The sequence below is a fragment of the Microcystis sp. Msp_OC_L_20101000_S702 genome, from assembly GCF_007095705.1.
In the GTDB taxonomy this organism is placed as follows: domain Bacteria; phylum Cyanobacteriota; class Cyanobacteriia; order Cyanobacteriales; family Microcystaceae; genus Microcystis; species Microcystis ichthyoblabe_A.
Map to the genome: position 1 here is coordinate 1 of NZ_SFBO01000207.1, position 11,843 is coordinate 11,843.

The window sequence follows — 11,843 nt, forward strand, 5'->3', positions numbered from 1 at the left end:
ATAACTACAAAAAAGCTAGTCAAAAATACGCCAAGGGACATTTAAAAGTAAGTAGGCAACGAGAAGAGTTTGCTAAAAAATTGGCACTCCGTTTAATTCAGTCAAACGACTTGATAGCCCAGGTCGATTTAAAAGTCAAGAACCTTGTGCGTAATCGAAAACTAGCTAAGAGTATTAATGATGCTGGTTGGTCACAATTGAGAAAATGGATTGAGTATTTTGGCATTAAATACGGACGATTGACCATAGCAGTTAATCCCGCCTATACCAGTCAAGAATGCCTTAATTGTGGTCGGTTAATCCAAAAGTCTCTATCAGTTAGAACTCATGTTTGTTCCTGCGGATATGTGGAAGATAGAGACAAAATGGCGGCCTTGAATATACTCAAAAAAGCTACGATAGGGCATATCGGAAGCTGGTCGTCAGACCTAAACGCTTGGGGAGATTTAAGCTCTATATTGGTTGGTAGCAATACCTGTCAAGACAACTTGAGTCAGTGAACCAAGAATCCCTCGCATAAGCGCGATGGGAGTGTCAATAATCCCCAACCCCTGAAATTAACCTTAAGTGGGTGGGTGGAATTAAATAGAAGATGAACGTAGGTTGGGTTGAAGCATGAAACCCAACACCCGCTCATGTTACGCTACCGCTAACCCATCCGACAAATAATTGTGCCTCCCTACTTAACTTGATTAATTCTGCATCTATATTTATGAAAAGGCGAGATTTTATCTTATCGGCGGGGACAAGTTTCTTAACCGTGGCAGTAAGCTCAGTTTTGGCGGAAACTAAACCCAAACCAACTAACCCCACTCCCGCTCAAAAACCCGATGATTCCCTCTTAGTTCAATGGTTGGGTCATAGTTGCTTTTTATTCACCGGAGGAGGACAAAGAGTCCTAGTTAATCCTTTCCGGTCCATTGGTTGTACGGCGGGTTTTCCTTTGCCAAAAGTAGAAGCAGATATCGTTTTAATTAGTAGTCAACTGTGGGATGAAGGGGCTGCCGAGGGTTTACCCGGTAATCCGAAAATTTTGTTTGAGCCGGGGGCCTACGATCTGGGTAAATTAAAATTCCAGGGTATTAGTATCGCCCATGATCGCATGGGAGGGCAACGTTTCGGCATGAATGTGGCCTGGCGTTGGACCCAAGCGGGGATTAGTATTGTCCATTTAGGGGGGGCAGCGGCCCCAATTGAATTAGAACAAAGAATTCTGCTGGGTTCGCCGGATTTAGCTTTTATTCCCGTGGGAGGTGGTCCAAAAAATTATAATCCCCAAGAGGCAAAACAGGCGATCGAAGTTTTACAACCGCGAATAGCTGTCCCGACGCAATACTTCACCAGTGCCGCCGATAAAAATGCCTGTGAATTGGTGTCTGTAGATGAGTTTCTCAAGTTAGTCAAGGATAAAAATATCCGTTTAATCGGGGACAATAAATTACGGATTCGTGCCGCCGATTTACCGAAAAAAGGGACGCTCATTCGCGTGTTTGACTACCGCAATCTGTTAGAGAAATCCTAACTTTTAGGAGCCATTGACCTAGGCCTGCTTTAGAGCATCTCCTAGTTCTCTAAAAATTGCTTTAACAATCTTATTAAAAATGTTTTTGCTGAAAGAATCTCGCTCTTTTTTTAGACAGGGATGGACAATTGCAGTTTTACTAATTGCCCTGCTTGTTTCCCTGCCAATTTTATCGGTAGCCAGTAGTTTATTAACTAATTCCAGTCAAGTCTGGCAACATCTGATCGAAACTGTTCTCTGGGATTATCTAGTTAATTCTTTTTGGTTAATGGGTGGGGTGGGTAGCGGTGTTTTAATCATCGGTGTTGGCACTGCTTGGTTAATAACGATGTGTCAATTTCCCGGTCGTCAACAATTTCAATGGTTATTATTACTACCCCTTGCCGCTCCTGCCTATCTCTTGGCCTATACTTATACCAATATGATGGACTATTTTGGTCCGGTGCAGACGTTCTTAAGAAGTGTTTTCGCTTGGAATAGTGTCGAAGATTATTGGTTTCCTAATATCCGTTCTCTTTGGGGGGGGATTCTGATGTTAATACTGGTGCTTTATCCCTACGTTTATCTGTTAGCAAGGGTCGGTTTTTTAGAACAATCTGTCTGCACAGTGGAAGCAAGTCGCTCCTTGGGATGTAACCCTTGGCGCAGTTTTTTTACCGTCGCTTTACCCCTAACAAGACCGGCAATTATGGCAGGATTAGCCCTAGCTTTAATGGAAACTCTGAATGATTTTGGTACGGTGCAGTATTTCGGTATTAATGCTTTTACCACGGGGATTTATAATACTTGGTTCGGTATGGGCGATCGCATAGCAGCGGGACAGTTATCCACAGTTTTAATGGTATTTATCCTCGTTTTAGTTTTCCTTGAACAATCCTCCCGTCGTCAAGCTCGTTACTATGAAATGACCAATCGTTTCCAGTCACCGACTAAGTACGAACTAGGATTTGTTCGCAGTTTTTTGGCAATGATCTCCTGTTTTGTGCTGGTATTTCTGGGGTTTATTGCCCCTGCTTTTTATCTAGCTTATCTAGCCTTTAATCATGCCCAAGAAACTTTTAATAATGACTTTTTTAGTTTGTCACTAAACAGTTTTTTTCTGGCTAGTTTAAGCGCAATTATTGCGGTAGTTTTAGCTTTAATTCTCGCCTACGGGGAAAGACTTAATCCGAATAAAACTCTTAAGGGTTCTGTGCGGATTGCGGCCGCTGGTTATGCTATCCCCGGCATTGTTATCGCCGTGGGGGTTTTAATTCCTCTCGGCCAATTAGATAACTTTTTCAATCAAGGATTAAATATCAATTTAATTCTGAGCGGCACGATTTTCTGTCTGATTTTTGCCTATATTGTCCGCTTTTTAGCCGTAGCTTTTTCCACGTTAGAATCGAGCTTAAGTAAAATTAAACCTAGTTTAGATGATGCTTCCCGCAGCCTTGGCTATGGCACTGGTGCCACTTTAATTAAAGTGCATATTCCTCTTTTGTCGGGGGGATTATTGACGGCGGCTATGTTAGTTTTTGTCGATGTGATGAAGGAATTACCCGCTACTTTGGTCCTAAGACCTTTTAATTTTGATACCCTAGCGGTGCGCGTTTATCAATACGCCAGTGACGAACGTTTGGTGGAAGCAGCAGCCCCGGCCCTGGCCATTGTCCTAGTGGGATTAATTCCAGTAATTTTTTTAAGTTGGCAAATTTCCCGACGGGCGATCGATTAAAGTGGTGGCCGATTCCTAGACAAGTTGGCGATCGGCCAGCAGCTTAGTTCTATTTAGGGTTTGCGGCAAAAAGTTTGTTGGTGGGGTTAGGAGACAGGAGACAGGAGACAGGAGATTATTTTATTTATTCTCCCCACACCCCACACCCCACACCCCACACCCCCACACCCTACACCCCACACCCCACACCCCACACCCTGCCTCCACGAAAAACTTTTTCGGTAAATCCTAGTTCTATAGTTTAGTACAAAATAATGTTACAGTTCTTGACAAGACTACTAGAGAGGGGGGGTGTCAGTGATAGGATTCCCTAAAACCCCTTTTCTTTATTTGTGTAGAGAGAACAAAATCCTATGACAGAACTTTCTGGAAAAGCTCCTAAGTTCGGTGGCAGCACGGGCGGTTTACTCGCCAAAGCCGATCTGGAAGAAAAGTACGCCATCACCTGGACAAGCAGCAAAGAACAAGTCTTTGAAATGCCCACCGGTGGCGCCGCTATCATGAACGAAGGCGAAAATCTCCTCTATTTGGCCCGCAAAGAACACGCGCTCGCTCTTGGTACCCAATTCCGGACGAAATTTAAGCCCAAAATCGAAGATTACAAAATCTATCGGATTTATCCCAGTGGTGAAGTGCAGTATCTCCACCCTGCTGATGGTGTCTTCCCCGAAAAAGTTAACGCTGGTCGTGAATTTTTCGGCAAAAAAGACCGCAATATCGGCAAAAACCCCGAACCAGCGACAATTAAGTTCTCTGGTGTCACTCCCTACGAAGCATAAATAAACCCTAAAATCGAGAGTGGGGAGTTAGATTTAGAAGCTATTTAGCCCCAAGATTTAATTTCCGACTCTCGATTTCTCTGATCGCAATCAATTGCTAGTTAGGGTTTGCTGAAAAAGTCTTTCTTGGGGTTAGGGGTCAGTATTCAGGAGATTGCTTTTATTTATTCTCCTAAGTAGCTGGTTATAATTAAATTAAACATGGATTTTAGATTCGATCCCCCCTGCCCCCCTTGATAAGGGGGGTGCCGATCCCCCCTTAATCCCCCCTTGATAAGGGGGGTGTCTGACAACTTTTAACACCTACCTACTTATCTCCCCTGATCCCCACTCCTTCATAATTCATAATTCATAATTCATAATTCATAATTCCTTCCGTTTCCTGAACCATCAAAATATGATCTTCCCCGACTTCGATCGCTTTCGTGAACTGGCTGGCCAAGGTAACTTTATTCCTGTCTATCAAGAATGGGTCGCTGACCTAGAAACACCCGTTTCGGCCTGGTATAAAGTTTGTGCCGATCAAGCCTACAATTTTTTATTAGAGTCGGTGGAAGGGGGCGAAACCTTGGGACGCTACAGCTTTTTAGGCGGCGATCCCGTCTGGGTATTGGAAGCGCGGGGAAACACCACCACCCAAACTTTTCGCAATGGTTCTCAAGAGATTTTTTCGGGGGATCCTTTCGAGATTTTAACCCAATGTTTAGACCCGATTGTGCCGGTTAAATTGCCGCAATTACCCGCCGGAATAGGGGGGTTATTTGGTTTTTGGGGTTATGAATTAATTAATTGGATTGAACCGCGAGTGCCTATTTATCCCGCTACGGATGCCGATCTACCGGATGGTATTTGGATGCAGGTGGATAATCTAATTATTTTCGATCAAGTTAAACGGAAAATCTGGGCGATAGCTTATGCCGATATCCGGGGTAATAATCCCGATTTAGAGGCCGCTTATCAAGCGGCCTGCGATCGAGTGACACAATTAGTTCTCAAGTTACGATTCCCCCTACCAACTAATGCCAAAACCCTAGAATTATTACCCGTTGGCCAGGGAAAAGAATTAGTTTATGAAAGCAATACAACTCAGGAAAAATTCTGTCAAAATGTCCTAAAAGCCAAGGATTATATCAAAGCGGGGGATATTTTTCAGGTGGTTATTTCCCAGCGTTTAAATGCCAATTATCATGGTCATCCCTTCGATTTATATCGTTCCTTGCGTCTGATTAATCCTTCTCCCTACATGGCTTTTTATAACTTTAAGGATTGGCAAATTATTGGCTCTAGTCCTGAAGTGATGGTTAAGGCAGAACGGGACGAATTAGGTAAAATAAGAGCCACTGTCAGACCAATTGCTGGCACCCGTCGCCGGGGACAAAACTTCGGTGAAGATCAAGCTTTAGCAATGGATTTACTGCAAGATCCCAAAGAAATTGCCGAGCATATTATGTTAGTGGATTTGGGTAGAAATGATCTAGGCCGGGTGTGCGATCGAGGTACGGTCAAAGTGGACGAATTAATGATAATTGAACGTTATTCCCACGTTATGCACATTGTTAGTAATGTGGTGGGGGATTTAGCAACCAATAAAAGTGCTTGGGATTTATTAAAAGCTTGTTTTCCGGCGGGAACTGTCAGTGGGGCCCCGAAAATTCGCGCTATGGAAATTATTCATGAATTAGAACCCTGTCGTCGTGGTCCCTATTCAGGGGTTTATGGTTACTACGATTTCGAGGGACAGTTAAATAGTGCCATCACAATTCGCACTATGATTGTTCGTCCCCAGGGTAATCAAAATTATCTGGTTTCTGTGCAAGCGGGAGCGGGGTTAGTAGCCGATTCTGAGCCGGAGAAGGAGTATGAAGAAACCCTCAACAAAGCCAGGGGTTTATTGGAGGCAATTCGCTGTTTAAGTTAGATTTTTTAGACTGGGATCATCCTTCTCTATTTAACCTCATTACCAGGAACGATCGGAGCCTTGAATAACTTCAGAGGAAAAATACTTAATCGGCAGCTCTAGGAGAAACTCTGGTGCTGACAGAGTATTTAACTTTATCTTTATCTGTATCTCCAGTAGTCAGATTTACCTCAGCGTTGGCATTCAAAATCACTTGATTACCACCATCGCGAACACAGACATAAAAACCTTCTACCTCGCCGCGAACGGCGGGGATTCTCTTCCAACCCGTTGGGATTTCAATGTCGGTTTGGAAAGGATCGCAGTTGAATCGCTCCAGATTATTCGTGGCATCCGCTAACCTATCGGTGACGGGGGAACGTATCCAAGTAGTAATATCTGCGGGGGTAATGTAGTTGCCATCTTCGTCCAAGTTTGGACCATAGCGCCACAAGACTAGACCGGTCAAGCTATCTCCAGTCTGACTGTTTTGGGTATAGTAAACGATCTGTTCATTGAGCGGAGCCTGACCGGGATTATTGGGGTCGGAAATTTGGAAAGCTAGAACTGCTCGCGCTCCTGTGGGTACTTGAGTACTCGTGATCGCATCTTCAGTCTCAGCGATAATTCTTGCTCGTCTCAGGTCATCTGAAACAAACTCTAGAGTCCGATTAAGATTATTTTGGATTTCAGTACCGGCATTAGCTCGATAGTTACTTCTGAGCAGGTTAGTTACGCCAATTCCCGCCACCGAGATGGCAATCAGCATCATCAAACTTGCCAGTAAAACTTCTGTAACCGAAAAACCAGCTTGTCGAACTGGTTGGTGAGCTTGTCGAACCAACCGAGCGGATTTTTTTTGTAAACGGCCTAGGTGATTGATGTACCCTAAATAAAAACGCATAGCTTTAACCCGTGCCAATTTCTCTGTTCTGTACCCCCCTAAATATTTGGTATTTATTGCAGTCACAGAGGTTTTATTCAACTATCGGTCAATCAACTCAAAAGGTGTTTTCGGAAACCACTGAAAACTTACTACCACCTACTGCCTTCAAAATTTCCCTAGAAAACTCCCGATCAAAAATTTCTTGACCTAACTAACTTCACCACTAACCACATCATAGCCTAAAAAATCCCATAGATAGTAATTGAAGTATGGCCAGAGAGCTGATTTTGTTCACAGCTATTATGGGAGTAAGTGGTTTTACAGCTAATTCCGTACATTTGTATTAGTATAATTGTTGACCCTCAAGGAGATAAGAGGGCCCAAGGACTGGTTACAATCAAGGATAGGTAATTTTTCGATCAATGTCATCTAAATAATCATGCGTCTCTTACACACCATGCTCCGGGTCAATAACTTGCAGGAATCTCTACAATTTTACTGCGATGTGCTAGGAATGAAGTTATTGCGCCAGAAAGACTATCCCAATGGTCAATTTACCCTCGCTTTCGTCGGTTATGGCGATGAGGCTAATCATGCTGTCATCGAACTGACCTATAATTGGGGAGTCGATCACTACGAAGTCGGCAATGCTTACGGTCATATTGCCCTAGGCGTGGATGATATCTATAGCACCTGTGAGAAAATTCAATCTCTTGGTGGCAATGTCACCCGGGAACCAGGCCCGATGAAACACGGTTCTACGGTGATTGCTTTCGTGGAAGATCCTAATGGCTACAAGATCGAGTTAATTCAACTAGGAACCCAGGGTGCTGCCGTGACTACGGCTTAATCAAAAACTTATGTCTGTTGAAATTGAACGGAAATTTCTGGTTAAAGGGGATGACTGGCGATCGCTTGCTCCTGGCAAGTTGTATCGTCAGGGATATATTCCTACCCAAGATGGATTGACAACTGTGCGGGTTCGTGTGGTTGGAGAGCGGGGTTATTTAACCATTAAAGGCAAGACTGAGGGCATTAGTCGTCAGGAATTCGAGTATGTAATTCCCCTAGAAGATGCGGCGCTCATGTTAGAAAACCTCTGTAAAAAACCTTTAATTGAAAAGATTCGTCATCGCATTTCTCTGGATAATTTAACTTGGGAAGTTGATGAATTTTTGGGAGATAATCAAGGTTTGATTATGGCTGAAATTGAGTTAGAACAAGAGGAGCAAGTCATTACTATTCCCGATTGGATCGGGGAAGAAGTCACGGGAGATGAGCGATACTACAATAGCAATTTACAGAAATTTCCCTATAAAATGTGGTGATTGTAGTATTAATTTTCTCCCAGTTTAACTCTGGGTAGATAGGGCTTTTTCTGCTTCGTTTAGCTTATTTGTTACCCGTCGGAGAACGCCATTAATAAAACGATAACCTTCATCATCAGAATAACGTTTGGCTAATTCGATCGCCTCATTAATTGCTACTTTTTGAGGTATATCGAGATAGAGCATTTCTGCCACGGCAATTTGCAGGATATCCCGATCGATTCTCGGTAAACGATGCAGTTGCCAATCCACTAAAGCGCTGGTTAATTCCTGTTCGATTTCCGCACGACGACGATAGACTGTACCGATTAATTCTAGGGCATATTCCCGCACTTCGTACTGACTAGATAACTGGACAATTTCGGGAAAATCTATCACGGTTCCTAAACGATTAATGGCATTGTGGGTAAGAGAAATTGCCTCTTTTACCATAGTTTGGGCGCTTTTTAGATTTGTTGCCTTAGTATCACTAGCGAGAATCCGTTCATTACCACGACTAATTTCAGCAGCGGCTGTTTCTAAGGTTTCTTGAATTTCTATGGTTAAGGTTCTAACTGCGACTAAAATTAAATCGTTTAAAGTTTGCTGTTCCAGGTTTTCAGGATTGCCTTTAATCTGACTTAAACTCAAAAGGGCAAGTTCTCGAGCAATGCGACGGGGTTGTTGACGGGGAGGCATAGAAGTTTAGAAGGAGAGGAAAGAAAATTATACAACTTTATCGATCGCTATTCGGTTGGGTTAATTTTTCTCGGCGATCAATTTTTGACTAACTTCTACTTTAGCATAAAAGCCGCCAAAGATTTAACTTTTCAAGTTTTAATGAGACAAAAGACAATATCTATCTTGAATCTCTCCTAATTTAGTCTCAGCTTCTTGAGCATTAATAGCTAATTGAGCAAACTCTAGAAAGCGTTTTAATTCCTTGCGTAATAAATTCCTTTCTACTTCCCAGGTTTCTCGATCTAAGGTGGGTGGCATAACGATCATATCAAATAAAGTGGCCTGTTTTTTATCGGGATGGGGGCGCAATATTCGCCCGCGACGCTGAATAAATTGTCGAGGATTACCACTACTAGCCAGAATGACTGCGTTTTGAATTGATGGTAGATCTACTCCCTCATCTAAACATCTAATTGCCACTAATCCTTGCAGATAACCCTCCTCAAATTGTTGGCGAATTTTTTCTCGTTCTTCTAGGGAAGTTTCTGCGGTGTAGGTAGCAACTCGATAACCTAATTGATTGCCTAATAAATGAGTAACTGCCTCTACCTGACGACGATAATTAGCCGTATAATTTTCTACATAACCATCCCCACAATAAAATAAAGTATGATCCGTATCTAAACGCTCTTGCATCAATTGTTGTAAAGCCTGTAATTTATTACTCGCTGAACCAATTAATCGCGATCTTTGCATTAGCAATGCTGTTAAATTTTCATTGCCATTTAAATTACTATTTTTCTGCAAAGTCCAGCCAATTTTCTGGGTCAATTTTGCGTATAATAAAGCCTCATTATCGGTTAATTCAACCAAGACTGGATGATAAAAATAATTAACTAAAGCACCTTTGCTAATAGCATCAGCCAGGGTAAATTCTGGTTGTAGAATTTGTCCAAAATATTCAAGAATAGCGTCGGTTCCTTCCTCATCAAAATATCTTTCAGGAGTGGCAGATAAAGCCAATCTTAGACCTAAAGAACGGGGTAATAATTCTTCTAATCGGGGGGAACCTAAATTATGGGCTTCATCACCAACGATTAAAGTTTTATCGGGAAAAAATTTGATTTGTGATTGAAACCCCTCGCTAATAAAAGTTGAGTTAGTAGTTAAAATAGTGACAAATTTTTGATTACCCGCTTGCACATTATATAATTCTGTGGATAGTTGACTTTGCCATGTGTGGACACTTTCGTAGGCTAAAATCGGTTTAAGATTAAATTTTTCCGCTTCTCGTTGCCATTGATTGACTAGGTGACGATAGGGACAAATTACTAATAATACCTGCAGTTCTATCGCTTCGTAAAGTTCCATGGCAATAGCTAAAGCAGTAATGGTTTTACCGCTGCCGGTGGCCATTTTTAAAGTTCCTCGTCCCCGATTACGAAACCAACTGATAATCGCTGTATTTTGGTAGTCTCTCAACTCTAAATTGGGAGGAATTCTAGGAATACCAGAAGGATTGACTCGATAGAATCCTCGCAATTCAGCAACTTGCTTGATTTTGCGGGAACTGAGAAAATCCCTAGTTATTTTTTCCCAATCTATCCAGCAACTATTCATAGGACCTCTTGTAAAAATCAAAAATTGTTGTTAGGGTTAGGAGTCAGTAGTCAGGAGATTGTTTTTATTTATAGCGTTTCCTGTTCGCAAGAGGTTTATAATACTAAATCCTGTTTAAAAGGTATAGGATGGTGGGAAGTGGGAGAAACAATCCATAGCTTGGCAGTTTATCACAGTATTATAAATAGTTTTGGTATAAGTTTAAAAATAGCAGAAAGTCAAAAACCTAAAAACTAAAGGTTGCTCCCTATACAATTGGGATGGTCTTTTTAGTCCATCCCACAGCTATCAAACCACTTTTAACTTTTATCCTAAAAACCTAAGGAATGATTAGGATAATTTACCTGGTCGCTACTTCTTCTTTTTGGGGAGTATTTTGCCGAAGTTTTTCTTGATCTTTGCGACGTTTTTTAGCATAAAGTTGTATTGTCACTGCCATTAATACCACTAAAGCTACAATTAACCAAGTGGTCAAATCGAGGGGTAATTGATTCTTAAATACAGCCAAAAGGACAATAACTACCAATAACAGGGTTGGTGCTTCATTTAAAGCCCGAAATTGCTGTCCCGTCCAATTACATTCCCCTTTTTCTAGCTTCTTCATGATGCGACCACAGTAGAAATGATAGAGCAGTAAAAGAGCCACAAAGGATAATTTAATATGTAACCATCCCGATTTTAAAATTTCTGGTTCTGTGGAGATTAAACCGATCGCCATCGCCACGGTGACAATCATCCCAGGTGTGGTAATGATATTGTAGAGTCGCTTCTCCATGATCTCGTATTGTGCTTTCAGAATAGCTTGTGCGGGTTCCGTTTGTGTTGCTGCCTCCGCATGATAGACAAACAAACGTACTAAATAAAATAGTCCCGCAAACCAAACAACTACCCCAATCAGGTGAAATGCTTTAAACCAATAGTAAGCCATAGTCTATATTGTGATGTGAGTCCCGAATTAATTAGTCTAAGAGTTATCCATGCTTTCCCAGACCATCCCTATACAAAAGTTTAGACGGAAAATGGGGATTGGGGAGCAGGGAGAAGGGAGAGGGGTGTAGGGTGTGGGGTGTGGGGAGCTTTTTCAGTAAACAATAAACTAAAAACTCACATCTGATAACTGATAACTGATAACTGATAACTGATAACTGTCTCCTAACCCAATGTTGGACAAAGATAAGCAAAAATTATTGATTAACTCCACAAACTTGAGAATATTTAAATTAACATTCCGCAATATTTACAAATTCTTAAAAATTAATTGAGAAAGATTTTTATTTAACAACGATGTTATGCTGGTTACAGCGATTTTACTGAATTTCATAAGTACCTAGGCAAAATTAATTACATACTCGCCTCCAAAATTGTCCAGCACTTTTTTAACGTAAGCGAGGAGGCTCTTTCGGTCTTTATAGGCGCTAAATTCAATCCATTCAT

The 11,843-nt window shown here is 41.8% G+C and carries 11 protein-coding genes and 1 pseudogene; 7 read left to right on the top strand and 5 right to left on the bottom strand.

The window, feature by feature from the left end:
• The 5 genes from EWV60_RS21095 to trpE all read left to right on the top strand — a co-directional run.
• Positions 1–500 (top strand): RNA-guided endonuclease InsQ/TnpB family protein (locus EWV60_RS21095; RefSeq protein WP_287234490.1); only part of this gene is annotated, 500 nt, incomplete at its 5' end.
• 212 nt (positions 501–712) lie between these two features.
• Positions 713–1,522 (top strand): MBL fold metallo-hydrolase, encoded by an 810-nt coding sequence (locus tag EWV60_RS21100; protein ID WP_287234493.1) that lies wholly within the window; start codon positions 713–715, stop codon positions 1,520–1,522.
• A 79-nt stretch (positions 1,523–1,601) separates the two neighbouring features.
• A complete protein-coding gene (locus tag EWV60_RS21105) occupies positions 1,602–3,239 on the top strand; it encodes an ABC transporter permease (protein WP_002739216.1) in 1,638 nt (545 codons plus the stop codon).
• Positions 3,240–3,592: 353 nt separating this feature from the next.
• Positions 3,593–4,018, top strand: a complete 426-nt coding sequence (locus tag EWV60_RS21110; protein ID WP_002740397.1) for a photosystem I reaction center subunit II PsaD — start codon at positions 3,593–3,595, stop codon at positions 4,016–4,018.
• 397 nt (positions 4,019–4,415) lie between these two features.
• Entirely contained in the window at positions 4,416–5,936 is a 1,521-nt protein-coding gene (gene trpE / locus EWV60_RS21115) for an anthranilate synthase component I (RefSeq protein ID WP_287234496.1), read from the top strand.
• 85 nt (positions 5,937–6,021) lie between these two features.
• On the opposite strand, the gene EWV60_RS21120 is transcribed toward trpE, so the two are convergent.
• The gene (locus EWV60_RS21120) at positions 6,022–6,819 is read right to left on the bottom strand and encodes a PulJ/GspJ family protein (protein WP_287234499.1); all 798 of its coding nucleotides are present in this window, start codon (positions 6,817–6,819) and stop codon (positions 6,022–6,024) included.
• A gap of 421 nt (positions 6,820–7,240) precedes the next feature.
• Between EWV60_RS21120 and gloA the strand changes: the two genes are divergently transcribed.
• A complete protein-coding gene (gene gloA, locus EWV60_RS21125) occupies positions 7,241–7,651 on the top strand; it encodes a lactoylglutathione lyase (RefSeq protein ID WP_193978602.1) in 411 nt (136 codons plus the stop codon).
• 10 nt (positions 7,652–7,661) lie between these two features.
• A complete protein-coding gene (locus EWV60_RS21130) occupies positions 7,662–8,129 on the top strand; it encodes a CYTH domain-containing protein (RefSeq protein WP_123231254.1) in 468 nt (155 codons plus the stop codon).
• A 24-nt stretch (positions 8,130–8,153) separates the two neighbouring features.
• Here EWV60_RS21130 and nusB read toward each other — a convergent pair whose 3' ends face one another.
• The 4 genes and pseudogenes from nusB to EWV60_RS21150 all read right to left on the bottom strand — a co-directional run.
• Positions 8,154–8,807: a transcription antitermination factor NusB gene (nusB, locus tag EWV60_RS21135; RefSeq protein WP_130757276.1), complete on the bottom strand. Its 654-nt coding sequence runs from the start codon at positions 8,805–8,807 to the stop codon at positions 8,154–8,156.
• A 138-nt stretch (positions 8,808–8,945) separates the two neighbouring features.
• Complete coding sequence (locus tag EWV60_RS21140; RefSeq protein WP_287234505.1) at positions 8,946–10,409, bottom strand: DNA phosphorothioation system restriction enzyme; 1,464 nt, start codon at positions 10,407–10,409, stop codon at positions 8,946–8,948.
• Positions 10,410–10,749: 340 nt separating this feature from the next.
• Complete coding sequence (gene hemJ / locus EWV60_RS21145) at positions 10,750–11,337, bottom strand: protoporphyrinogen oxidase HemJ (protein WP_002747974.1); 588 nt, start codon at positions 11,335–11,337, stop codon at positions 10,750–10,752.
• A gap of 399 nt (positions 11,338–11,736) precedes the next feature.
• A pseudogene (locus tag EWV60_RS21150) lies at positions 11,737–11,843 on the bottom strand (IS630-like element ISMae24 family transposase); the annotation flags it as partial.